This is a genomic window from Spirosoma flavum (assembly GCF_042686045.1).
Lineage (GTDB): Bacteria > Bacteroidota > Bacteroidia > Cytophagales > Spirosomataceae > Spirosoma > Spirosoma flavum.
Genome location: NZ_JBHUOM010000048.1, coordinates 210200 through 236260 on the forward strand (window position 1 = coordinate 210200; position 26061 = coordinate 236260).

Genomic DNA, 26061 nt, shown 5'->3' on the forward strand with positions numbered 1-26061 from the left:
GCCCAAAAATACGGCAAAAGCCCTCAAAACCCTAACGATGAAACGACCGGCGGTAATTCTGCTGGGATGGCGTAATAATGACGAAGATAAGCCGTGCCGATAATATAAAATACCCATCACGGCGATTCGAATTACCGCGTTGGTTACCAGCTACGTTAGGTGTTTGCCCTAGTTCCAGTCGTCGATCAGACAAGGCAGCCGCCAATGGTTCCATGCCTGTTCGGTCGGGGTACACTGTGCTTACGTCATCCAAGTAATCACTAAATACATGCGTATATATGCCCTCCAGATGCCATTTTAACCGCTCGGTAGATACAATCGGTACGCCAATTCCATAGCGTAGAATCAGGGGTAACCGACTGTACGCCACGGCTTCGGTGTGCAAGGGAGCCAAACTAACAGACACCCCTTTATAGGTAGCTTTAGGCGTCATATAGGTAAGACCCACACCCGCCAGCACATAAGGAATAATGACATGGTTTCGGTCGTCGGCCCGCCAGAAATCCCATTGTACACCCGCCCATATATCCGGGTTCAAGCTATGAAACGATAAGTTGTTAAACGAAAGATGCGTGTCCTTCTGCGTGCCCCGGATGTAATACAGTTGTGCTTCGGCGCGAAGGGTAAGTTGCGGTGAATAGCGGTAAGCACCAGCCACGTTAATGGCTGCGCCTAACCGCAAATGGCCCAAATTAGTCTGTTCATTCAAATCGCCCAGATAGCGGGTTGGCCCTACCCCAACGTTCAATAGCCAGGTACCTGATTTCTCCCGCCATATTTCGGAACGTTGCGCCCATAGTTCAGGCGAATAGAAAAGACCGGTAATCAAAAGAGAAAAATGCCACAGAAACCGCACAAGGTCAATTAATTACGATTGGCTCGTGTGACGAATTCTACGCGTGGAGGTAACTAATGTACATTGTCACAATTCACCGATGTCTTCATTCCAGAGTTCTGGTTTGTCCGTAATAAACTGCTTCATCATATCAATGCACTCAGGCAAGTCTAGGTCAATGACTTCAACGCCGTGTTCCTCCATGAACGCCCGTGTTCCCGGAAACGTCCGCGACTCACCGACAATCACTTTCGGAATTTTAAACTGCACAATGGTCCCAGCACACATGTAGCAGGGCATAAGTGTTGAGTAAATTACCGTATCCCGAAATGAGCCAACTCGTCCGGCATTGTTCAGGCAATCCATTTCACCATGCAGAATCGGGTTGTTCTCCTGCACCCGCTTATTGTGCCCCGACGCAACCAGTTTGCCGTTTTTAATGAGAGCTGAGCCAATTGGGATGCCGCCTTCACTCAAACTTTTTTTGGCCTGATCAATGGCCTCCTGCATAAATTCATCCATATGATTGTCTATCGAATTGGCTACTAAAAAAGGTCAGTTTAGTCAAAGTAATTTCATTGTCTCATAATCGCCAATGTGCTTTAGATATAAAAAGTGAAGCAGTAAGCCATTGACGTTGGTGATGAGTTTGTGCGCTTCAGGCAGTGTGGCAACTACACTGGTAATGCGTTCAAATTCTGCCTGATTGCCCATATTCTTAAGGTGAAAATCCATAATATCATCTCGGGGCATTTCTTTTTCAATAAAGAAGAAGTGCATACCTTCATCGCTGGTACCCGTGCTGGGGTGCCATACCTGAGAATTTAGCTTGGTCAGTTCACCCGCTGTGACGGTCAGGCCAATCTCTTCGCCTAACTCACGGGCAGCCACTTCGTCAGGCAAATCGCTGGCATCAACCATACCGGCAGGGTGTTCGTAGGTTTGCGAGCCATCAGCAATGCGTCGTTGTTTCACCAACACCACAAATTTCTGACGCGTGTCTTTGTCGATCAAACACACCAGCATAGAAACCGCGTGACCTTTCAGGAATAGTGCCGGTGGAATTTTGTCACCTTCGGGCGTGTCGGCATCTATTTCAAGCATCGCAAACAACACTTCGCCATTTTGACGACGACGAATGTAAAAATCCTTTACACCATTAATTTTCAATCCATTAGCTTCTGCCTGACTTTTCCAATAGCGAAACTTGGGGGCCTCTTCAAGCGATTCTTTGTGGCTGCTCATCCGTTGATTATATAAAATAATACGTCTTTGATCTGAACATATTTATCAGGTCAAAGACGTAACGATGCGCTTGTCAGGTTGGTTGCGGGATTTGGTTTAATTCATTTTTAGCCTGAATTTGCCGTTCGAGATTACCACCTGGTCTTGCTTGCCCTGTTTTTTATAGCCGTTGCCTTCGGGGTCGATGTCAGAGTCGTAGCCAGATGCTTTGGTAATGGCTTTGTCCTCCATTTTGTTTATCAATCGTCCCATGCCCCCAAAAACGGTCGCGGTTGCTTTTTCTTTCCAGTAACTTCCCACCAATGACCCATTGAAGGTGGCTTCAAGAAAGCCATCAGCGCCCATTTTCACTTCTATCGTTTCATCGGCATTCTGTGATTTACCGACATGGTACTCCATCCTAGGTTGTTTGGTTTCCTCCACGTATTTAATCGCAGCAAAACCTTTATACTTAGTCAAATCCTCAATTTTCTTCCTGTTCTCTTTTGTATCAGGCTTATCGGCATCAACGACTAAATACGTTCCCGTTTCAAGAATATCACGCTTGTCGTAAGCACCCAGCCATATTCTGAGTGATTTATCGGGTTTAATTGTATTAGCCGTTATCCACCAGAAATTACCAATTCTGATTCGTCGTGGTTGCGCCGTAAATTCATTTCCATCAATCTGCGCTTTCAGCGTATTATCATTAGCGATTTGCCCAAACGCGGTTGCGGTGAAGAAAAGTAGACCGAGTAAAAGATGATATCTGTTCATCAGATTTAGTCAAGATGTTTTGGTTATTGACAAATTAACTTAATCTAATCATTGGCGCGTCGATTCGTTTAGTTTCCGGTAATTTTATAAATCAACGTGCTTGAGTAGCCTATTTTTGCGTTAATGACTGTGCATCAGTACCGACATACCGCTCAAAGAACTCATAAATTCGCAACATCCGGTCGATTCGCTGCCGAACGTTACCCGAACGGCTTAGCTCATGGGTGGCACCGGGCATCCTGACGTACTCAACCGGACGACCCAGTATTTTCAGGCTTTTGTACATCATCTCACTTTGAATTGGCCCCGTACGAAGATCATTCTCACCGTGTTTAATCAACAGAGGTGTTCTGATATTCTGGACGAACGTATAAGGCGAGTTAGCATCCAAAACTTTAGCATCGGCTGACCAGGGATAATCAAAATAATTCGGGATAAGCCGCCAGGCATTGCCTTCGCCCAGAAAAGTAGTAAGATCATAGACACCCCGTTGCGCGAAAGCAGCCTTAAATCGGTTGTCATGTCCAACGATCCAGGCGGTTAGGTAGCCCGCATAAGAACCGCCCGTAATAACTTGCCGACTTGTATCAACCCAACTTTCTTTAGCGGCATCGGTAGCCGCGGCCAGTACATCTTCCGTTGGGCCGGTGCCCCAATCTTTAATATTTGCCCGTTGGAAGTTTAGGCCATAACCGCCTGACCCACGGGGATTTGCATAAACAACGCCGTAACCCTGTGAACACATATATTGAAATTCGTGCCACATGGACTGCTCACCCGGTCCCCACATGGCTGTTGGACCGCCGTGCATGTTCAGAAGAAGCGGGTATTTTTTGTTGGCCGTAACGAAGGCAGGCTTCATAATCCAGTAATCAACCGTCTGGCCGAGGGAATTTTTGTAGGTGCGTTTTTCGGGTACGCTAAGTTGTCGTTGCGCTACCCAGTCGTTGTGATTACTGAGTTTCGTTTGCGTTTTGGCCGTTGCATCGGTTAGGTATAACTCGGATGGGTTCGCTACTTCGGTCTTCGCAAAAACAACCCGATTAGCCGCCACATCGAAGTTAGTGACACCCATTGTAAACTCAGTCAGTTGCGTGACCTGCCGTGTTACGGGGTCAAGTCGATAAAGGGGCGATCCACCGTTGGCCGAAGCGGTAAAGTAAATAGTATAGCCCGCTGCCGCTTTTTTGCCTTTTGCCGGAGCGGGTGCCGTTGTCCACGCTAAGCCGCTAGCCGCCCGGTCGAAGGTGACGAGTTCGATTCCTGAGGCTGTTGTTCCGGTGAGCGTTGCCAAACCAATCTGGGCAAAATTGACACCTTCTGAAGGAGACACTAAGAATGCCAGTTGCTTTCCATCAGGTGAGATTTCGGGCGAACGATAGCTTTTACCCGCTTCAGTCAATATAGCTTTTCGGGTGCCAGAGCCATCGGCGGGGATAAAGACAATTACGTTATCCTGTTCACGATCTGGGTGTTTAAGCGAATCACGATCCGTTACGACCAAAAGTCCTTGTCCATTTGGGAGCCAGTTACCATCCTGAAACGATGTAAAACCCCGTGTTAGGGCTCTCGGTGTGGCTCCCTCATTTACGTCCACTACATATAAGTGCGTAAACGTCATGTCAGGCTCCGTGGTCGATTCGCCCTGAAAATTTAGCCGGTTGAAGACTTTCGCTTTTTTATCCTCAACGTCTTTAGCCAGATAAGCCCGAACTTCGGAGAGTGAACCGTCAGGATTGGGTTTTATTTTCTTATCGATCTTGACGAAATCGTTGGTTGTAAAACCCGGTTTTTCGAGCGACCAAAGTGGGCCGTTTTTACCTGGATTTACTAATGAGTCGGTTAGCATCTGCGCCATCGTTACACCACTGGTAAAAGCAATTCGCTTCCCATCGGGCGACCAAAGTGGAGAAGAAGCGCCATAACTGCTGTTTGTTAATTGCCAGGCTTCTCCACCCTCTAACGACATAATGAAAATCTGACCTTTTCCTTTCACCGACCGCACGAACGCGATACGCTGCCCATCGGGTGACCAGACCGCCTGACGTGCCGACTCAGATCCGCGTGTCAGGGCTTTACTATCACCGGGTTTTAATCCAGTCAAGTAAATATGGGTTTTATAGTCGTACTCTTCCTTCTGATCAGGATTTACTTCGATGGTGTTAAGTGTATAAACGGCTCGTTGCCCATCGGGAGACAGTTCGATGCCACCAACCTGTTTAATACGGGTTAGGTCTGTAACCGTGACCTTGGACCTAGTCTGAGCACAAACCGTCTGTGCCGCCGTGATGGCGATTAGTACTAAAATTTTTGCTTTCATAAAGTGTTTAAACTAAAAGAGGAAGATAACGCTCCTTAATAATATTGGCATGATGTGTGGCATGGCCGACCAGCACAAAACCGAGGGCGAGTACCGAAATAGTTTGCTGGAAGCATATGCCACTTCGCAACAGCATCTCGTCATCAAAACTTTTGAACAACATGATACTTGACTTTCTGACTACGGCATATTCATCATACAAATCGGAGATGGTTCGTCGGGTAGCCTTGGCAAATTCGCCAAACAACTCTTCCTCATAGCCCGGTAATACGGTTTGATCATTACGAGAGAAACGTAACGCCCGATAAGCCATAATACGCTCGTTATCAATAACGTGCTGCACTATGTCTTTGACTGTCCATTTGCCGGGCGCATAACGGAAATCGCCGAGGGCTTCGAGTGTTTCAGCGGGAACCAGGCTCTCAAACGAAGCAGACTGCTCAAGAGCGGAAAGAATGAACGTGTTATCGGCTAGATTAATGTACCGGTCAAAAAACTTCGGCATCACCGGAATTTCAGATTTGGTCATAGTCAGGGCGGGTATAGTCAAAACGCAAACTCCCCGAAAGTACTGAACTTTCGGGGAGTTTGCATGGCTTGGGAAGCTGATACAGCCATATTTCTTTATTTTCTTGCCGATCCGGGTTTCGATACCGTAGTACCTGTTAGTTCACTCACCAACCGATCAGCTTTGTATATATAGCGCATTGCAGCGATGATGCCGCCCGTATGCACCGAAATAGTTCGATTAAGATCGGGCACAAAAATAAATTCGCCCGATAAGCTTTCCATGTTACCATCAAAGGCCAAGCCCACCGCTTCAAGATTTTTATTAATCATCGGACTACCCGAATTACCGCCGATAATATCGTTCGTGGTGATAAAGCACATGGGTTGTTTCAGTAATTCCATAGGCGGATTTTTCCAGCGGGAGGGCAGATTCCAGGGAGCCTTGTCAGCGAATGAATAATTGCGGTCATATAACCCAGCGAAGGTCGTCAGAATAGGTGCCTTGGTGCCGTTGTAGTCATAGGACTGCACTATGCCATCGTTGATACGCAACGAAAACGTAGCATCGGGTGGTACGGCGGTGCCATATACGTCATAAAGCATCCGGCCTAACTGCCCATGTAATACTTCCTGCGTCTGCGAAATCTGGCGGACCTGTCTGGCAGCAGCTACATAACGTGGATAACCAATCCGCGCCAAAACCAGCATTGGATCATTCGATGCGGCAGCAGCCCCCGGACGCGTCGCTAACTCACTTATAAAAGCAGGATCGTTCAGCTTCGTATTTTTTACGAGATAGGCCGCCGTCTCTTTTGGTGTTCGAGCTTTCCCATCGGCACCGGTAAGCGCTGCTTTTACGTAAGGGTCATCGTTGCCCAAGGCTATTTGCGCTTCGGCGAGATGAGCGGCTAAGTAAGCTTCCTCCAACGCCCTGTTTTTAACATATGGTGTCACCATTAATGAACGAGCGCGTTCAGCATCCTGCGGGTGGGACGCCAGCAACTCACTAAATTGAGTTGCGACGTTAGCAAACGTCAATAACTCTCCCATTATGCGTTCGTTGGGGGCGAGGTAATTAGCATCTTTAAAGAGACCCCGTAGCTGAGCCGTGTTAGCCGCAATATCATCCCAGGTTTTAAGTTGATCGGCGGGCAGGTTCTTGGCTTTTGCAGCCGCTTTAAACTGCGTTTCAAAAACCGTTTTACGCGCCAACAAACTGGCATCACGCAAACCCTCTAACTGGCCTCCATAGGCTTTCAGACTATTTTCATAGCTGAAAATTTCATTCAGAATGCTGTCATTCTTAGCCGTTGCATTGTAGGCTTGCAACGCAGCAGAGCGATTACGCAGGAGTTGAATGGTGGAGGGCGTTTGCAAATCACGATCAAATTCAAGTTCGGCAACAGTTTTGAGCCGCTCGGTATGACCGGGATTTCCAATGACAAAAATCGGCTCGCCATCATGAACACCGTTTACGTTGAATTTAAAAAAGTGAGTTGTTTTTAACGGTTTACCCCCATCATACACCCGAAAAAACGAACAATCCAGCGCATAGCGTGGGTAGGTAAAGTTGTCGTAGTCGCCCCCAAAGAAGCCAAGTTGCAATTCAGGCATGAACACGAGTCGTACATCCGTATAGCGTTTGAAGCCGTAGAGCGCATAGCGACCTCCATTGTAAAAGGTAATGGTCTGCAATTCCAATCCTTTCCAACCCGCTTTGGCCTCATACTCCTTTTTCACAGACGCAAAAACCTGTTCGCGGGCCTGCAATCGGGATGCGTCCGTCGCGGTCTGCTCTGAGCCTGCACTACTCATGGCATCCTGCACTCGTTTCGTGATGTCGTCAATCTTCACCAACTGATCCACGAACAAACCATCTACTTTGCGCTCGTCGGCAGCTGTTTTAGCAAAGAAGCCTGTGGCGTTCAGGTCTTCACCTTTTCGAGTTACACCCGTTCCCGACTCGCGGGCGCAGTGGTGATTAGTCATTACCAATCCATTGGCTGATACGAACGAGGCTGAACAATAATCGGCAAACCTAAGCGAGGCAAGTCGAGCTTCGTCAAACCACTTCTCATCGGCAGTAAACTTATAGGTTTTCTGAAAATTGGCTGTTGGTGGATTGTCGAACGTCCACATTTTGCCTAAATCAAGTGGGCCACCTTTGGTTGTATCAGTACGGTTTAGCGTTGACGCTGGTGCCGTTTGGGACAAAACTGCACTGGCGAACAGTGGCAGAAATATACTTACCAGTAGGAAAGAGCGGAGGTTTATACAATGCATTTGACAAATATAGACAGTGTTATTGTGTAGTAAAAGGTGAATTTACCCCAAACGTTTTAGTAACTACCCAACGCAGAATATTAGATTACGGCAAGTGGGAAACTTTAACTAAAGCTTAATAGGTGACTTTAATCCATTGCTGGCCCAATCAATCTAACCTATGAATTGCTTAAAAACTCAATTCTACAGCCATGAAAACATCAAAATTGCTTGGATTTTTAGTAGCCCTAATGCTCATAATATCAGTGACCAGTTGTGGTCCAACCTACTATAATAGTCGCCCTAGAGGCTATGCTAGCCATCGTCACTATGCACCACCACGCCCAGCGCCACGGCCTTACGGTGGCAACTATGGATATGGTCGTCCCGGTTGGTAATTTAGCTGATGGATAAAAAAGTGCCTGCTCATAAGTAGGCACTTTTTTATTGACTGCTACTGTCTGGAACTCATAAGCCCATTTTACACTTTAATTTATCGTTTAGAGTCTCTACCTCAATGCTACCATTCTTCACGTACAGTATGAAGCAGACACGTTTACTTGTGCCTTTACTTTTTTGTTGCCTAGTACAATCAGCTTATGCTCAGCAGTCATTTCCCGATAAGACACTAAAATTGGGTAAACTACCCGGCAGTTTTTACTTTACCTGGGGCTATAACCGCGACTGGTATACGAAAAGCACCATTCATTTTCGCAATACAACCACCGATAATTATGACTTTACCTTTGTCAATGCTAAAGCACATGACCGGCCCGACTTACAGGATTTTTATAAAATAACTAGCTTAACGGTTCCCCAGTATAATTTGAATGTAGGCTATTTTTTCAATGATAAGCATGACCTCGGCATCGAATTAAGCTGGGATCACCTTAAGTATATCGTTACTGACAATCAGGTTATGCATGTGCAGGGCCAGATTAGGGGACATCAGATTGACAAGGATACGCTCGTGACACCCGATTTTGTGCATCTACAACACACGAACGGTAATAATTACCTAATGATCAATCTGGTAAAGCGACAGAAACTCTGGCAGTCTAAAAATATTCAGTTGAGTGCTATAGGGAAAGTAGGCGCAGGTCCGCTGATTTCATATACCATCTCGACGATTTTGGGCAATAGTCAGGAAGGTCCTTTTCGCTATCACGGGGTAGTTGCAGCAGTAAGTGGGGGCTTGAAACTTGATATTTTCAGGTACTTCTTTTTGCAAACCGACCTTCAGGGAGCCTGGGCAGACTACACGAATACTAAACTTGGCGCTGACCATCAAGGGTTAGCCACCCATCATTTCTATTCGTTGCAATACAAGTATCTCTTTGGATTCAATTTTCCCCTTGGCAAACGACAATTCACATCAAGTCCGCCCATAAGATAGTGAGCGGACTCGATATGGATTAACTCATTTCGTTCTGCGCCAACATCTCCTGCCCAACTTTATCATCTTTCCTGACAAATGGCCGGATAATAATTCGGGTGCCGCGCTGGTAAGTAAACAGGCGATACATCCAATTGCTGAAGACAACTAACTTGCTACGGAACCCGACCAGGTACCAGATGTGCACAAATAGCCAGGCCATCCAGGCAATGAAGCCGCCGAGATGAATATTGCCCGGTAAATCAGCAACAGCCCGGCTACGGCCAACAATAGCTAATGATCCTTTCTCGAAATATTTAAAAGGTTCAGTTGGCTCATTTTTCAGCATACGACGCAGGTTTTTAGCCAAATGTACCCCTTGCTGAATGGCAGGTTGTGCCACACCAGGATGCCCTTTTGGGTAGTCCTCTAACTTCATAAAAGCAATATCGCCGATGGCAAATACATTGGTCAGGCCCTGAACCCTATTGATGGGATCTACCAGAATTCGGCCACGCTCGGTCGATTCAGCAGGAATACCATCAATCATTGCACCTGTTACGCCCGCACCCCAAACCAGCGTTTGTGTTCTAATCTGCTCCCCTCCTTTAAACGTGACCGTCTCACCATCATAGGATTCAACCAATGTATTTAGCTTGATAATGACACCCAAGTCTTCTAAATAGCGTTGAGCTTTCTGCCCAGCCTCGTCCGACATAGGCGGTAATACTTTGCCCAACCCTTCGACGATGTAAATCTGCATCTGGCTAAAATCCAGTCCCGGATAATCGCTGGGCAGCACATGTTTCCGCATTTCGGCCAGCGACCCAGCCATTTCAACACCCGTTGGTCCAGCTCCGGCAATTACGAAAGTTAGTAGACTCGCGCGTTCGGCAGGGTCAGTAGTGACGCTGGCCTGCTCGAAACATTGCAAAAATTGGCTCCTGACATTAAGAGCTTCCGGAATCGTTTTAAGCGGAAACGAATATTTTTGAATCTGCTCGTTTCCAAAAAAGTTCGACTTCGACCCGCTGGCTATAATCAAGTAGTCGTAATGCAAATCGCCGATCATAGTCGTCACCGTTTTCGATGTTGGGTCTACTTTATTCACCCGTACCATCCGGTAATGAAAATCCTTGAACCCGTCGAACATCTTCCGAAAGGGTTCGGCAATGGCATCTGGCTCCAATCCGGCAGTGGCTACCTGATAGAGCAATGGCCAGAAACCATTGTAATTTTGTTTGTCGAACAGCACCACCTGCACATCGGTATCGCGCAGGCTCTTGGCTAAGTTCATTCCACCAAATCCACCACCGATAATCACGACGCGGGGCTTCTTTGTATCAGGTATATTGAGCGAAAGTTTATCGAATTGAAGCATAGTTGTCAGGCGTTTAGCACAACAGTCTTTTCTAGTTATAGTACCTTATAGTCAGATGTTTTGTTTGATTTCAACGTCGAAATTGAACAATTGATGGCTGGCTTCATCGTTTCGTTATATGGTTTCATGTCAAATGTTAATAGAGCGGCTAACCCAGGCGGCTTTTCTAACAACATGACACATTGCCTTTTCTGTAGTCAGCCCCTCCACTTTATGCGAATACATGTACAGACCATTCTTCTTTGCCTCTTCTTTATCAACAATTTATGGGCACAAAACGGTCTTGAACGTTACACAATCAGCGGTTATATTCGAGAAACGGGGAGTCAGGAAGCACTAATTGGGGTGAATGTCTACCTGCCCGGTACAACTACGGGTACAACAACCAATACGTACGGTTTCTATTCGCTTACGCTACCGGCTCAGGATAGCGTACGGCTAGCTTATTCGTTTGTAGGGTACGAAATGGCTGGACAAGCGATTAGTCTACGTACCAATCAAACGGTGAATATATTCCTGACACCTGGCCGATCACTAGCGGAAGTAGATGTGAAAGCGGGACGCCTGACGGAGAAAGTCAGCGAAAGTGCCCAGATGAGTTCAATCGAGATACCAGTCAGTCAGATAAAAAAAATACCAGCTTTTTTTGGCGAAAAAGATGTGTTGAAAGTGCTGCAATTGATGCCGGGTGTACAAAAAGGCTCAGAAGGACAAACGGGTATTTATGTTCGGGGGGGTGGGCCAGATCAAAACCTCATTATTCTGGACGATGCCGTCGTGTATAACGCAAGTCATTTATTCGGATTCTTTTCGGTCTTCAATGGCGACGCTATCAAAAGCGTTGAGTTGATAAAAGGTGGTTTTCCAGCACGGTATGGCGGTCGTCTTTCGTCGGTTATCGATTTAAATATGAAAGATGGCAACCGCGAGAAACTACATGGCGAAGGTGGTATTGGCCTGATTGCCTCCCGGCTAGTGCTGGAAGGCCCGCTAACGAAAAACAAAAAAGGGTCATTTCTCATTTCGGGCCGCCGAACGTACTTAGACATTCTGGCCGCACCACTCATTCGGGCGCAGTCGGGCGGTTCACTGACCGCAGGTTACTACTTCTACGACCTCAATGCCAAAGCCAATTACGATTTTGGGCCGAAAAATAAAGTATATCTAAGCGGTTATTTTGGCCGAGACCGATTCTATGCCAACGATAAAACTGCCGACACGGACACGGGGCTGAGTTGGGGCAATGCTACGGGTACCCTCCGATGGAATCACCTGTTCAATCAAAAGTTATTTTCAAATCTGTCTCTAATTTTCAGCGACTATAAATTTCAGATTTCATCGGTTGAAAAGAGTACACAGGATGCTGAAACGTATTCACTTTACTATAATTCGGGCATTCGGGATTTCTCGCTGAAATACGATCTGGATTTTTACCCGAATCCCCAACATTCGGTGCGGATGGGGATTCAGAGTACGTATCATCGCTTCACACCCAGTGCCGTGGTTCTACAAAATGCCAGTATCAATCAGTCCATTAATAACGTAAACAACATCGACGTGTTGGAATCAGGCATTTATGCTGAAGATACGTGGCGTCCGTCCAGTCGGTGGCGGGTGAATGGGGGACTGCGATTAAGTTATTTCCAACAGAAAGATGTAGCCTATGTCCGACCCGAACCCCGATTATCGGCAGCCTATATCCTAAAACCTGATTTGTCGATCAAGGCATCGTATGCGTTAATGAACCAGTATGTTCATTTATTATCGAACACGGGCATTGGTCTACCTACCGACTTGTGGGTACCCACGACTGACCGCGTTAAGCCGCAGCAATCGCAACAGGTAGCTATTGGTATGGCCAAGGATTTTACGACCGGGGGCAGTTTTACCAACGGGCTGACCCTAACTGTGGAAGGTTACTACAAATCGATGAGTAATATCATCAACTACAAGGAGGGAGCTAGCTTTTTGCTTATCAATGACCCAACGTCGGCAAACAGCGTTCGTTGGGAAGACAATGTAACAGCGGGCCGGGGATGGTCTTACGGCGCAGAGTTCTTGTTGCAGAAAAAAGTCGGCAGGTTTTCGGGATGGGCAGGCTATACACTCTCCTGGACACAGTGGCAGTTTGCCGAACTCAACGGTGGCAAACCCTATTATCCACGCTACGACCGGCGACACGACGTTTCCTTAGTCGGTATTTATGATTTGAATAAGCGTGTTACGCTATCGGCAGTTTGGGTTTATGGTACTGGCAACGCGCTAACGGTTCCGGTTGGTCGCTACGAAACATACCGGCCAAGTAATGCCTTAGTTTATGGTGGCACCCCCGGAATTGTCCAGTCGTTTTTCCAAAATGTTCGCACTGCTGATGATTACGGAACGCAGAAGAACAGTTTCCGTGCCGAAGCTTATCATCGATTCGATGTTAGCATTCAGTTTCATAAGCAAAAAAAACATCACGAACGAACCTGGGAAATTAGCGTTTATAATCTCTACAACCGTCGAAATCCGTTTTTCTACCGACTCGAATCGGTTGCGGCAACCTCTACTACTCCTACTCGAACGGCTCTATTTCGCTACTCAGTTTTTCCAGTTGTACCAGCCGTTAGCTATAACTTCAAATTCTGATGCAGTCAACTATGCGAATTTATTCCGGCATTTGCTCCTTAATTGCCTGCCTGACAGCCATAATCCTACTTGGCAATTGCAGTAGTTTACGGAATGAAGTTGACCCCAGCCAATTGGGACTAGCATCACCTAAACTAGTGGTCAGTGGTTATTTATCGCCACAGGATACTATACTGGCGGTGAAAGTGACTCGCTCGAACACAGTAGTCGGTGATAGTCTTAGTTTATTGCAGATGGGCAATAACATTACCGATGCTACCGTCACGCTCTCGGAAGGAAGCCGGTCCGTTACGTTACTTTATAACAGTAGTTACTCCTCCACCGATTCGGTGGCCCAGCATTACTATAGTGCCAATGCTCGGTTGTTACCTATTATAGTGGGTCACACCTATACACTTAATGTAGTAACAGCCAACGGCCAGCGGGCGAGTAGCACATGCACCATACCAGGCCCAGTTTCTCCAACAACGATAACGTTCGACTCCCTAACGGAAAACCGAGGTCGCTTTCAGTCCCGCCGTTATTACGTTCTGACCCGTTGGCAGGACCCCGCCGGACAGCCTAATTATTATCAGGTTGCGGGCTATTTTCGGTACACAACTCAGTGCACAACCTGTCAGGTTGCGCAATTCGGCACGTTTCCATTATCCTTCGATGATGATAACCGAGGGTTATTTTCCGATGCTGGCGTAGATGGCACGACAATGATTTCCGGCCGGGCTTACATGACATCGTCCTCCTTAACCAATGACCAGCTGACGAATTTTTATAGTCAATACAAGACCGCCAGTGTTATAGTCAACTTAATGAGCGTTGATCAGACTTTTTATCAGTTTCAGGGAGCGGTAATACGACAAAGACGGGTGCGCAATAATCCCTTTGCCGAACCTGTTTTAATTCCGAGCAATATTAACGGTGGGCTGGGCTGTTTTGCTGGGTATAACAACTCGGCCATAACGTTGACGTTAAACTAAAGCAGCCCCGATTTTCGCTGAAAATCGGGGCTGCTTTAGTTTACTAACCTATTATTTAGATCGGGTTCTATACGCTTTGGGCGGTACTATTGATAATCTCCGTTTGCTTCCGAATCGACTCCATGTGGATAATCTTATAGATTTCCTCCACTAACTCAGGGTATAAGTTCAGCTTTTTCCCTAACTCGGTGCGCGTTTTCAGAATTTCTTTCCAGCGGTCAGGCTGAAACAGGGTTACATTGTTGTCGCGTTTGTATTCTGCCAGACGCTCAACAAGGGCCATCCGAGCACCAAGCATTTCAACAATCTGCCGGTCTACATTATCAATGTTGCGACGCGATTGCTCCATAAAACTCTGAAATTCCAGATTTTGCGACTCAACCTGCCGAATTTGCAAATGATCGAGCATTTCGCCGAAAGCCGCTGGTGTCAACTGTTGAGCAGCATCACTCCACGCTTTGTCTGGATCAATATGCGATTCGACAATCAGACCGTCGTAGTTGAGGTCTAATGCCATCTGCGCTAGTTCGTTTAGATAGGCCCGTTTCCCCGCCATATGGCTCGGATCGCCAATGATTGGCAGCTGAGGGAAGATTGACTTCAACTCAATAGCCATTTGCCACATTGGTATGTTGCGGTATTTACTGGCTTCACCCGTTGCAAATCCCCGGTGAATAGCCCCCAGTTTTTTGATACCGGCTCCGGCGATACGTTCAAAAGCACCTACCCAAAGGGCCAAATCAGGATTTACCGGATTTTTCACCAACACAGGTACATCGACTCCACGCAGAGCGTCGGCGATTTCCTGCACGTTAAAGGGATTAACGGTTGTACGGGCACCTATCCACAGAATATCGACGCCATATTTCAGCGCTAGTTCGATATGCTCGGGCGTAGCGACCTCAACCGCAAAAGGTAGCCCCGTTTCGGCTTTGGCTCGCTGAATCCAGGGTAGAGCGGCTTCGCCCATCCCTTCAAAGCTACCCGGCCGGGTGCGAGGCTTCCAGACGCCTGCGCGAATGGCATGAACGGCTCCCAACGCTTTCAGCTGGCGAGCGGTTTCAACTAACTGATCTTCGGTCTCAGCACTGCATGGACCCGCAATGATCAGAGGTTTGCCGTTGGTCTCAATCCACGATCCCAGCGGCTCTACGGCTAATTCTACTTTCATACTAAACGCTTAATCTAAGAGTAACACCATATACTCTATGGGGAACTTTCAATTTAATTTTATGGTATATTTGTCAGGGAATTGGCTGTTTTTCAAGCCGGTTCCTTAATTTGTCTATAACCGTTTTTAGTTTGTCAAAACAAGCCGCGTCGGCGTTTAACCGTTTGACCGAAATTTCGTTATATATTTCGGTCGTGTTAACCGACACGCACTTAAGCTATGCAAGTAGCAATGCCCAAACGGAGCACTGATATGTCGAACCGAAGTAATCTAATGCCGGAGACTGTCCAAGACCTTACAAGCGTAAAATCCCTTTCATTTGAGGACACTTCGATTGCTTTTTCGTCCCAATCGGACTTCAAACTCCGAAAGACCTACTGGTTGTTTGCGTCGATGAATCAAGGATGGTTGGTAAATTTAGGGACTTTTTTTATAAAGATCGCCCTACGCTTGCGTCTCCCCATCAAATTCCTTATCAAAAACACAATTTTCGAGCAATTTTGCGGGGGTGAGAGTATTCAGGACTCCGAAAAAACCATCCAGCATTTGCACAATGCCCATGTTGGCACTATCCTCGACTATTCTATTGAAGGAGAGGAAACTGAAAAAAGTTTCGATGAGACGACACTCGAAATTCTTCGCACCATAGAGCGAGCCAGCGAATCCAGCGATATTCCTTTCTCTGTCTTTAAAGTAACTGGAATTGCTTCTACGGATCTTTTGGAAGCGATTCAGATTGGCGACTCACTAAATAAGGAGCAAAAATCTGAATTTGACCGTGTTATGAAGCGGGTTGATACCCTTTGTTGTCGGGCCTACGAACGTAACGTGCGTGTTTTTATCGACGCCGAAGAAAGCTGGATTCAGGACACTATTGACACGCTGGCCTACGAGATGATGAGCCGCTATAACCACGAGCGACCAGTTGTCTATAATACCTACCAGATGTACCGCTGGGAAAGTATGGCTCACCTCCGGCGCGATACTGCTGAAGCTCAGGCCAAAGGCTACTATCTTGGCGTTAAGTTAGTTCGTGGTGCTTATTTAGAAAAAGAACGTCTTCGGGCGCACGAAGAAGAGTATCAAGATCCCATCCAGCCTACTAAAGAAGAAACTGATCTTGCCTTTAACGAAGCGATTGACTTCTGTTTAGCGAACCGTGATATCATTTCGGTTTGTCTCGGAACCCATAATGAAGAGAGTTGCCAGTACTGTGTGCAGCACATGAAAGATATGAATATCGCACCCCAGGACTTGCATATTTATTTCGCGCAATTGTTGGGCATGAGCGACAACATTTCCTACAATCTCGCTAACGCTGGCTATAACGTGGCTAAATATGTTCCCTATGGGCCTGTTGAAGCAGTTATGCCTTATTTATTTCGCCGGGCCGACGAGAACAAGTCCATTGCGGGGCAGAGTAGCCGGGAGTTTAGGCTGATTAGCAATGAATTAAAACGCCGTAAAGGCTGTCAATAAAAGAGTATTCAGGCACAGCAGGGCTCCGGCCGATTGGCCAGTACTTTGCTGTATTTTTTTAATATGATTCAGAAAAGCCCCTACAAGTTTTTTCTGCTGACACTGCTGCTGATTATACTTGATCAGAGCGTAAAGCTAGCCGTACATTTTTACATGGCACCCGGCTTTGCAGGCCAAGTCAAACTCGCTGGTGATTGGCTCAAACTCCATTATGTGCTAAATCCCGGTATGGCATTTGGTATGCAATTAGGTCACGAATATGGAAAGCTCTTGTTAAGTATTTTCCGGCTTTTTGCCATGGTCGGGATTGGCTACTATTTAGTAATGCTGGCCCATCGGGGTGCTCCAAATGGATTACTTTGGGCAATGGCTATGATTCTGGCGGGTGCTGTTGGCAACGTTATAGATAGTTCGTTTTACGGCGTATTTTTGAATAATGCCCCGTATGGCTCGCCTACTCCCTGGTTTCATGGGCAGGTGATTGATATGGTTTTTGTGGACATTTGGGAGGGCTTTATTCCCGAGTGGGTACCCGTTTGGGGTGGTCAGTATTATTCAACGCCTATTTTCAACATTGCCGACTCCTGCATATTTATCGGTGTTTGTTCAATACTATTTTTCCAACGCAGGTTCTTTGGCGAACCGCCCGTTGAAGGTAGTCTCTTGCCCATCACAGGACCAGATGCAACCGAAGCATCTGTATTGCCCGCTGCTGACTTTATTGACGAGGCTGACGAGTCACATACTGACCATACTAAGGAAGCGGAAACAGCAGCTGAGGATAATCAACACCCCACTCCTGAATCTGTATTGCCCGACGAGTCAAAACGTGTTGAATAGAGGGTAAGCTGTATCTGTGTATTACACGTCTACACGATCAAGTTAATCTCAAACTCACGATAGTAAGAAAACAGGCTGTATCACTTGACCGACGACCAGTTAATTACTTGTCCATCATATATAGTTATACTAAGCCAAAAATGCCCGAATCTTATTCAGATTCGGGCATTTTTGGCTTAGTAATCTTTCTATTAATCGTGATTTTTTATCGTTACTTGCTTCCACCAGCCTGACCACTCGACATTAAATTGAAGAATTGATCAAGTTTCGGCGTAATAATAATTTCTGTACGGCGGTTTTGCTGACGACCAACAGACGTTGTATTATCATCCTTCGGACTGAATTCTGACCGGCCACCAGCGGTCATCCGTTCTGGAGCTACACTAAATTTACCTTGTAATGTCCGTACAACCGATGTTGCCCGTAACGCACTTAGGTCCCAGTTGTCTTTGATGGCGCTCGTTGTTATAGGTACAGCATCGGTGTGACCTTCAACTAAAATATCGAGATCTTTGTGGTCATTAACAACCTTGGCTACTTTACCCAGAACAATTTCGGCGGCTGGTAATACTTCGTAGCTACCTGATTTGAATAGAAGTTTGTCCGAAAGCGATACATAAACTACACCTTTTTTCACTTCAACCTGAACATCCTGATCGTTTATGTCGTCCAGTGACCGTTTCAGGCTCATCACCAATGCCAGATTCAGCGAATCCTTCCGCTGGATAGACGCATTAAGGTTGTTCGTGTATTTGGTTTGCTCGTTTAACGTTTCGAGTGATTTCTTGATACTCTCAGCACCTGACTTGCTCACAATAGACAGATCCGACATCCGGTCGAGGAGGTTAGTATTTGTCTTTTTGAGATAATCAATCTGGGATTGCAAATCACCTACTTGCTTGTCTTTAGTTTGTATGTCGGTATCTTTCGCCGATAATTGCGAACGAAGGTCAGCGGTGCGTTGATCGCAGTCATTCAGCGAAGAAACAGCCTTATCGCGGGCATCCTGTAATGTTTTGATTTCAGCCAGACGCTTCTTGCTGTTACAGGAAGCTAACATTGCTACGGCTGTAAAAATAATTAATACTCGTTTCATGGTATTGTAGGTATTAACGAAAAGTTAGGTTTACACGATAAATGCTGAGAATGAACGGCGCTAATCGTTATGCAAAAGTAACGCATTCTGGTCAATCGTTTTTACAGTATTCTTCATGTAAAAGAATTCTAATTATATAATTTCCTTGCAGCGATTAGTAAAATCAGAAAAAAATACGAATTCGACCGACAATCCAGTATTAACGGCATCGGTAGTTTACGTTGACTATATGCTTATTGAGTAGTCTCATCAGTGTATTTATGAACAAGCTGTTAACTTGTCTTTTACTCGGTATAAGCCTGACGGCACAAGCCCAATCAGGCAAAGAAATTATGTATGTCGGCACATATTCCATTAGGGGTAGTGAAGGCATCTATGTATTTGAATTCGACCGAAAAACCGGCACAATGCAACCGATTCAGTCTGTCTCAAATGCCAAAAGCCCCTCGTTTCTGGCTATTCACCCAACGGGTAAATATCTGTATTCTGTTAATGAAGGAGCCGATAAACTTGGGGGTGTCAGCTCTTATGCCATTGACAAGGCAACGGGTAAGCTACAATTCATGAATGGTCAGTCATCACTTGGAGGTGGTCCTTGTTATATAAGCATCGATCAAACAGGAAAAACGGCCTTCGTGGCTAACTACGGTGGTGGAAGTTTGGCCGTATTGCCGATCAATACCGATGGTTCCTTAAGCGCACCGTCGGATAGCGTCCAGGACGCTGGCACTGGCCCCAATACCCAACGTCAGGACAAACCCCATGTTCATTCGGCAACACTTGCTCCCGACAACCGGTTTGTTTACGTAGCTGATCTAACCACCGACAAGCTCAATATCTTCGATGTAAACGCTAAAACAAGTACAGTAAAACCGGCCTCAACGCCATATATAGCTGTAAAACCCGGTTCTGGACCACGCCATTTTACATTTCATCCTAACGGGAAATATGCTTATCTGGTAGAGGAGCTTACATCAACGGTAGCCGTATTATCCCGTAATGCCAAAACAGGCGCCTTAACCATGATTGAGGATAATGTTAAAACGTTGTCCGATGGTTTTACGGGTCAGAATACAAGTGCCGACATCCACATTGACCCATCGGGCAAGTTTTTATACCAATCCAATCGGGGGGCTAACACGTTGGCTATTTTCGCTATAGGCAGTGATGGTAAACTAACAAAAGTTGGCGACCAACCCACGGAAGGTAAAACGCCCCGTAACTTCCTGATTGATCCAAAAGGCGATTTCATATTCGTGGCTCACCAGGATTCGGACAATATCACTATTTTTAAACGCGATCAGAAAACGGGAAAACTGACTTTCACTGGTCAATCAGTAAAGGTACCTGCCGCCGTATGCGTAATCATGGCAAACCGGTAGCATTTTTTATATAAATGCACTAATTTCCCGGCTTATTAACCCTTTAGAATACCCTGCTCAATGAAATACTGCATTGCCATTGGCCTTATGCTAAGCATACTGGCGTTCACTGCTCCTACCAAAACGATCAAACTGTTTAATGGTAAAGATCTGACTGGCTGGAAGATTTATGGTACCGAAAAATGGTACGTCGAAAAAGGCGAACTCATTTGCGAAAGCGGCCCTGACAAAAAGTATGGCTATTTATCAACCGAGAAGTTCTACAAAAATTTCGACCTGTCGCTGGAATTCAAACAGGAGGCCAACGGGAATAGTGGTGTTTTTTTTCGGTCTACTGTCGAAGGCACTAAAGTTAGTGGCTGGCAGGTGGAAGTAGCTCCGCCAAACCACGATACGGGCGGCATTTATGAATCCTATGGCCGGAATTGGCTCGTACAGATTCCTGACGAAAAAGAAACTATTCTAAAGCCCGAGCAATGGAACACGCTCCGCATTCGGGTTGAGGGCGATCATGTTCAGACTTACCTAAACGGTACTGAAATGGTAGACCTTCACGACGAAAAGATTGGTAAGGGTGAAGGTGGAATAGCCCTACAAATTCACGACGGTGGCGGTATCAAGGTCCGCTGGAAGAATTTCAAATTGCAGGAATTATAAGACTAAAAACTAAAGGCCATACTATTGAGTTATGGCCTTTAGTTTTCTACTACCTATACTAGTTTACCTCAACATACGACATCGTGTGAACATCGTCGGTTGACGACCAATGATTGAGGCCTTTTCTTTCTTCTGACCCTCTTAACTAGTTTATTTTAATGAAATTGCTTTTTCTGTCAGCTTGTGCCAGCATATTTATCTTTGCGTCTGCCGTTGCGCAATCGTCTCAAAAACCAGCTAACTGGCAGTCATTATTTAATGGGAAGGATCTTAGCGGTTGGGAAACGTATCTGGATCGACCTTATGCTAAAGACAGTAAGAATGACAAAACACCCCCGCTGGGTTTGAACAACGATCCAAATCATGTTTTTTCGGTTGTTACGGTTGACGGGAGACCGGCTCTACGGATTTCGGGAGAAACCTTCGGTGGCATTAATACGCTGGCCGAGTTCGGAAATTACCACCTCCAAATGGAGTTTAAATGGGGCACGCAGAAGTGGCCGCCCAAACTTGACAAGCCCCGCGATAGTGGTTTGCTTTATCATAGCGTTGGGCCACATGGGACGCCGATGCTGTGGATGGAGTCGTTCGAATTGCAGGTTCAGGAGGGCGATTGTGGCGATTATTGGGGAGTGATGAACGTACTAGCCGACATTTCCGCCCGTAAAAATGATAAGGGTACTTACGTCTATCAACCAGGCGCTACACCCATAACGTTTCAGGACAAGACACCTATCGGACGGTCATGTCTCAAGAATCCAGACGGCGAGAAAACGTCCGGCCAGTGGAATGTGTTGGAGCTATACTGTTTTGGCGACACCTGTGTACACGTTATGAACGGCAAAGTCAATCTCGTATTAACGCACACGCGCCACCTAGTCAATGGTCAAACGGTTCCGCTTACGAAAGGGAAGATTCAACTACAGTCGGAAGGTGCCGAAGTATTTTACCGGAACGTCCAGATTCAGGAAATTAGCCAGTTACCCAAGGAGCTACTTCAGCAGTAGGTTAGGTAGTTAATGGGTAAGTCATTATATCTCTCCCAATAGCCCTTCCAAATCTAACGGATGTGTATACATTTCGATAGACCCATCAGGCTTTCGCGGCCACTCTTCCTGCGGGCGATCCCAATAGAGTTCAACACCATTACGGTCGGGGTCGTTTAGGTATATAGCTTCCGAAACGCCATGATCCGATGCACCTGTAATGGGATATTTCGCATCAACGAGCCGTTGTAATGCTACCGCCAAATCACGACGTGTAGGGTATAGAATGGCTGTATGAAACAACCCAGCAGACCGCGTAGGCGCTGGTGGTGCATCTTTGCTATACCACGTATTTAGCCCAATATGGTGATGATAGCCCCCAGCCGAAATAAAAGCGGCTTCGTTTCCATATTTTGTAATAAGCGAGAAACCCAACAGATCACGATAGAAGCCTAATGCGCGGTCGAGGTCGGCTACTTTCAGATGAACGTGGCCAATACGAGTTTGAGCGGGAATGATGTAGTCAGCCATTTTTTATTGAGACAGACGGAGATGAATTAACAATTTGATGTAGCAACACGAAAAATAAAACTTTCGTTTACTCGCTCTGATTGGATCAGGCAAGCACGGTTGTAAAGAATATCCGGTTCAAAACTATATGAATGTGCTAACTAAATTTTTGTTACACCTCCAGGTTGTTCAATCCGTATTTTATTTGCCATACTGCGAAGGCAGCCGTATTTTTATACTGGATTACGGAATTGTATAGACTTTTCTATATTTACTTAGTACCTCTTACCTGAATTAACCAATCCTCGTAGAAGCCAAATCAATAACCTAATGCGCACTTCATCAATATCTTTATTTCTCCGTTTTTTACTAGTTGCGGTTGTGTCTGCTCCATCAATGGGACAAACTCAACCCATTACCCCCAAATTCGCCTTTGCAGAACCGAGCCTTTCGCCTGACGGGACGGAGGTTGTGTTTGTATCAGGTGGCGACATCTGGACAGTACCGACAAATGGAGGGGAAGCCCGACTGCTGGTTTCGCATCCGGATAATGAGTCACGGCCACTCTATTCGCCAGATGGTAAGTATCTTGCCTTTGCCTCATCCCGCACGGGTAATGGCGACATTTACCTGCTCACGCTAGAGACAGGTGTGGTCAAGCGCCTTACTTACGATGATGGTGCTGAGGTCCTAAACGCCTGGTCTCGCGATGGGAAGATGGTATATTTTCAGTCGACCAGCCGGGATATTGCCGGTATGAATGACATCTACCGGGTGGCGATTACGGGTGGTACACCAATGGCCGTTACAGCCGACCGTTATGCTAATGAATTTTACGGTGTGCCCTCCCCTGACAGCAAAACACTGGCTTTTTCAGCGCGTGGCATAGCCTCTAACCAATGGTGGCGGAAAGGCCGTAGCCATCTCGACGAAGCTGAAATTTGGTTATATCATCTTGACGCTAAAAAGACTGGATCAGCTTATGAGCGCCTTACCGAAAGTGGAGCGAAAGAACTATGGCCCATGTGGAGTCAGGATGGAAAAACGCTCTACTACGTATCAGATCGTAACCAGACTCAGAACGTATGGGCGCAACCTCTCGGCGGTAAACCTGTTATGCTAACCGCGTTTACAAACGGGCGGGTGTTGTGGCCGTCCATCGGTTACGATGGCAAGAGTATTGTTTTTGAACGCGATTTTAGCCTTTGGAAATATGACATAGCCAGTCATCAGGCGGCTCCACTTTCGATTCGGCTTCGCGGAGTCGCTGCCAGTCCAGCCGCTGAGCATTTGAAATTAACGAATCAATTCCGCGAAATGAGTTTATCGCCGGATGGCAAGAAAGTGGCCTTTGTTGCCCATGGTGAGGTATTTGCTGCATCGTCTAAAGATGGGGGCGATGCAACACGGGTTAGTACCAGCGCGGCCAATGAATCGCAACCGGTCTGGGCACCAAATAGTCGTAGCCTTGTGTATGTGTCAACGCGTGACGCGGTGGCTCATCTCTACCGCTACGATTTTGCAACCCGCGACGAAACCCGCCTGACAGACGGTATCCTGGATGATGGATCTCCCTTATTCTCGCCCGACGGCAAATCATTGGCGTACGTTCGGAATGGGCAGGAATTGCGCATACTCGACCCGATAACTAAAAAAGATCGACTGCTAAAAAAAGCGTATCTGGGCCGCCCGCCGTTTGGTACGAGTGGAACGGTTGTCTGGTCGCCGGATAGTAAATGGGTTGCATTTGCGTCGTTTGGGACAAAAAACTTTCGGAATATATCCGTGATTCCAGCCGCTGGCGGAGAAAGTAAGCCTATTAGTTTTCTGGCCAACACATCTGGCGGTAATTTGAGTTGGAGCCCCGACGGTAAGTACATTTTGTTCGGAACAACTCAGCGGACTGAAACCGCCCAAATTGCCCGAATCGACTTGGTGCCTCGTTCGCCCAAATTTCGCGAAGACCAATTTCGGGATTTGTTTAATGAGGAATTGCCCAAAATACTGAAGCCAGCTCCTACGACTCCCGCCATCGCTAAAACAGCCACTCGCGATACTACGACGCTTGCGCTTGGCGATACCGCTAAATCAGGTCGGGGTGGTCCTACAAAGATTGTCTTTGACGATATTCGCCAACGGCTGAGCCTGTTACCCGTGGGCGTCGATGTTGATGCACATTCAATTAGTAAGGACGGCAAAACACTATTGCTGATTGCAACTGTTGCTGGTCAGCAGAATTTATACACCTATTCGCTCGATGAGTTAGGCCGTGATCAGAGTGTAGCACGGCAACTGACTTCAACGCCCGGCAGCAAAAACGGTGCGCAATTCTCAGCCGATGGTAAAGAAATTTTTTACCTCGAACAGGGTAAAATTCAGTCTATTGCTCTGGATAAACGGGAAGCCAAACCTCTGGCTGTAACGGCAGAAATGGACGTTGATTTCAGCGACGAAAAAGTGCAGGTTTTCCGGCAGGCCTGGGACATTCAGAACAAAGGATTTTATGATTCTACCTTCCACGGTGCAGACTGGAAAGCCCTTCGTAATGAATATGAACCATTGGCAGCCGGCTCCCGTACACCCGATGAACTGCGTCGGCTGATTAGCCTGATGCTGGGCGAGTTGAATGCATCTCACTCGGGGATTTCGGCTCCAGCGGGTTCGACACAGACGGTAACGGGCCGAACTGGATTGCGTTTCGACCGTGATGAGTACGAAAACAAGGGTAAGTTGAAAATTACTGAAGTCATTGCGTTGAGTCCGGCTGCGTTATTAGGAACAATCAAACCTGGTGATTACCTGGTAGCGGTAGACGACACAAAAATTACAGCCGCTACGAACCTGGATCAATTGCTGGAAAACCAGATTAACCGACGAATTTCGCTCATGATAGCGTCTACGCCCGACGGAATCCCGCGCGAAGTGACGATACGGCCCGTTAATCAGACGACTGAAAAAGGACTACTGTATAAACAATGGGTGCAGCAGCAACGCCAGTATGTTGAAAAAGCCAGTGGCGGGCGGCTCGGCTACGTGCATATGTACGATATGTCCGCCGAAGCATTATCGCAGTTGAGTCTTGATCTGGACGCCGATAATCATGCCCGCGAAGGGGTAGTCGTAGATGTTCGGAACAACAATGGTGGTTTTGTGAATGCCTACGCGCTGGACGTGTTTACGCGTAAGGGATACATGACGATGACCTCACGCGGACTGCCATCGGCTCCCGCACGAACGCAATTAGGCCAACGGGCTCTGGAAACGCCCACGATCTTAGTAACCAACCAGCACTCGCTATCAGATGCCGAAGACTTTACGGAAGGTTATCGTGCGCTCAAAGTCGGCAAGGTAATTGGTGAGCCAACAGCAGGTTGGATTATTTATACTTCAGCCGCGCAACTCATTGACGGGTCGAACCTGAGATTGCCGTTCACTAAAGTTACGGATCATATGGGCAAAAATATGGAACTGAATCCGCGCCCGGTAGATGTTGCCGTATCCCGGCCAGTTGGTGAGAGTTACACCGACAAAAATGTTCAGTTGGACACCGCCGTAGCCGAGTTGTTGAAGGAGTTAAACGAGGCCAAAGCATCGAAGCTGAGTACGGGGAAATAAGCTAACTGTAGCAAATAGGGGAATGCTATCTACTGG

20 protein-coding genes are annotated in these 26061 nt (G+C 46.7%); 9 read left to right on the plus strand and 11 right to left on the minus strand.

The genetic code is table 11. The features are described from left to right. Positions 1-31: 31 nt before the first annotated feature. The 7 genes from ACFS25_RS29945 to ACFS25_RS29975 all read right to left on the minus strand — a co-directional run bounded on the left by ACFS25_RS29945 (position 32) and on the right by ACFS25_RS29975 (position 7949). Positions 32-856, minus strand: coding sequence for a hypothetical protein (locus ACFS25_RS29945; RefSeq protein WP_381508615.1), 825 nt, complete (start codon positions 854-856; stop codon positions 32-34). A gap of 66 nt (positions 857-922) precedes the next feature. Then, complete coding sequence (locus ACFS25_RS29950) at positions 923-1357, minus strand: nucleoside deaminase (RefSeq protein WP_381508617.1); 435 nt, start codon at positions 1355-1357, stop codon at positions 923-925. A 42-nt stretch (positions 1358-1399) separates the two neighbouring features. Further along, positions 1400-2080 carry an NUDIX hydrolase gene (locus ACFS25_RS29955; RefSeq protein WP_381508619.1) on the minus strand — a complete coding sequence of 227 codons (681 nt, stop codon included), beginning with the start codon at positions 2078-2080 and terminating at the stop codon, positions 1400-1402. A 96-nt stretch (positions 2081-2176) separates the two neighbouring features. Beyond that, positions 2177-2836 carry a hypothetical protein gene (locus ACFS25_RS29960; protein ID WP_381508621.1) on the minus strand — a complete coding sequence of 220 codons (660 nt, stop codon included), beginning with the start codon at positions 2834-2836 and terminating at the stop codon, positions 2177-2179. 109 nt (positions 2837-2945) lie between these two features. After that, positions 2946-5156, minus strand: coding sequence for a S9 family peptidase (locus ACFS25_RS29965; RefSeq protein WP_381508623.1), 2211 nt, complete (start codon positions 5154-5156; stop codon positions 2946-2948). 7 nt (positions 5157-5163) lie between these two features. Next, positions 5164-5685, minus strand: coding sequence for a DinB family protein (locus ACFS25_RS29970; RefSeq protein WP_381508624.1), 522 nt, complete (start codon positions 5683-5685; stop codon positions 5164-5166). A 95-nt stretch (positions 5686-5780) separates the two neighbouring features. Beyond that, positions 5781-7949: a S46 family peptidase gene (locus ACFS25_RS29975; protein ID WP_381508626.1), complete on the minus strand. Its 2169-nt coding sequence runs from the start codon at positions 7947-7949 to the stop codon at positions 5781-5783. A 520-nt stretch (positions 7950-8469) separates the two neighbouring features. On the opposite strand from ACFS25_RS29975, the gene ACFS25_RS29980 reads away from it, so the two are divergent. Further along, a complete protein-coding gene (locus tag ACFS25_RS29980; protein ID WP_381508628.1) occupies positions 8470-9324 on the plus strand; it encodes a hypothetical protein in 855 nt (284 codons plus the stop codon). Positions 9325-9343: 19 nt separating this feature from the next. Here ACFS25_RS29980 and ACFS25_RS29985 read toward each other — a convergent pair whose 3' ends face one another. Beyond that, a complete protein-coding gene (locus ACFS25_RS29985) occupies positions 9344-10684 on the minus strand; it encodes an NAD(P)/FAD-dependent oxidoreductase (RefSeq protein ID WP_381508630.1) in 1341 nt (446 codons plus the stop codon). A gap of 213 nt (positions 10685-10897) precedes the next feature. Between ACFS25_RS29985 and ACFS25_RS29990 the strand changes: the two genes are divergently transcribed. Both ACFS25_RS29990 and ACFS25_RS29995 read left to right on the plus strand, forming a co-directional pair. Beyond that, on the plus strand, positions 10898-13315 hold the full coding sequence (locus ACFS25_RS29990) for a TonB-dependent receptor (protein WP_381508631.1): 2418 nt from the start codon (positions 10898-10900) through the stop codon (positions 13313-13315). An 11-nt stretch (positions 13316-13326) separates the two neighbouring features. Continuing rightward, positions 13327-14289 carry a DUF4249 domain-containing protein gene (locus tag ACFS25_RS29995; protein WP_381508633.1) on the plus strand — a complete coding sequence of 321 codons (963 nt, stop codon included), beginning with the start codon at positions 13327-13329 and terminating at the stop codon, positions 14287-14289. A gap of 67 nt (positions 14290-14356) precedes the next feature. On the opposite strand, the gene ACFS25_RS30000 is transcribed toward ACFS25_RS29995, so the two are convergent. After that, positions 14357-15460 (minus strand): chorismate mutase, encoded by a 1104-nt coding sequence (locus ACFS25_RS30000; RefSeq protein ID WP_381508635.1) that lies wholly within the window; start codon positions 15458-15460, stop codon positions 14357-14359. A gap of 273 nt (positions 15461-15733) precedes the next feature. On the opposite strand from ACFS25_RS30000, the gene ACFS25_RS30005 reads away from it, so the two are divergent. Both ACFS25_RS30005 and ACFS25_RS30010 read left to right on the plus strand, forming a co-directional pair. After that, positions 15734-16939 (plus strand): proline dehydrogenase family protein, encoded by a 1206-nt coding sequence (locus ACFS25_RS30005; protein ID WP_381508957.1) that lies wholly within the window; start codon positions 15734-15736, stop codon positions 16937-16939. Positions 16940-17002: 63 nt separating this feature from the next. Continuing rightward, entirely contained in the window at positions 17003-17779 is a 777-nt protein-coding gene (locus ACFS25_RS30010; RefSeq protein ID WP_381508636.1) for a lipoprotein signal peptidase, read from the plus strand. Between the two features lie 211 nt (positions 17780-17990). On the opposite strand, the gene ACFS25_RS30015 is transcribed toward ACFS25_RS30010, so the two are convergent. Beyond that, positions 17991-18875, minus strand: coding sequence for an OmpA/MotB family protein (locus tag ACFS25_RS30015; RefSeq protein WP_381508638.1), 885 nt, complete (start codon positions 18873-18875; stop codon positions 17991-17993). A gap of 260 nt (positions 18876-19135) precedes the next feature. Between ACFS25_RS30015 and ACFS25_RS30020 the strand changes: the two genes are divergently transcribed. The 3 genes from ACFS25_RS30020 to ACFS25_RS30030 all read left to right on the plus strand — a co-directional run bounded on the left by ACFS25_RS30020 (position 19136) and on the right by ACFS25_RS30030 (position 21921). After that, entirely contained in the window at positions 19136-20257 is a 1122-nt protein-coding gene (locus tag ACFS25_RS30020) for a lactonase family protein (RefSeq protein ID WP_381508640.1), read from the plus strand. Positions 20258-20317: 60 nt separating this feature from the next. Continuing rightward, complete coding sequence (locus ACFS25_RS30025; protein WP_381508642.1) at positions 20318-20914, plus strand: 3-keto-disaccharide hydrolase; 597 nt, start codon at positions 20318-20320, stop codon at positions 20912-20914. Positions 20915-21072: 158 nt separating this feature from the next. Beyond that, entirely contained in the window at positions 21073-21921 is an 849-nt protein-coding gene (locus ACFS25_RS30030) for a 3-keto-disaccharide hydrolase (protein ID WP_381508644.1), read from the plus strand. Between the two features lie 24 nt (positions 21922-21945). Here the strand turns inward: ACFS25_RS30030 and ACFS25_RS30035 are convergent, their stop codons facing one another. Further along, entirely contained in the window at positions 21946-22431 is a 486-nt protein-coding gene (locus ACFS25_RS30035) for a VOC family protein (RefSeq protein WP_381508646.1), read from the minus strand. Positions 22432-22740: 309 nt separating this feature from the next. Between ACFS25_RS30035 and ACFS25_RS30040 the strand changes: the two genes are divergently transcribed. Then, entirely contained in the window at positions 22741-26025 is a 3285-nt protein-coding gene (locus ACFS25_RS30040; RefSeq protein WP_381508648.1) for a S41 family peptidase, read from the plus strand. The last annotated feature ends 36 nt before the right edge of the window (positions 26026-26061 follow it).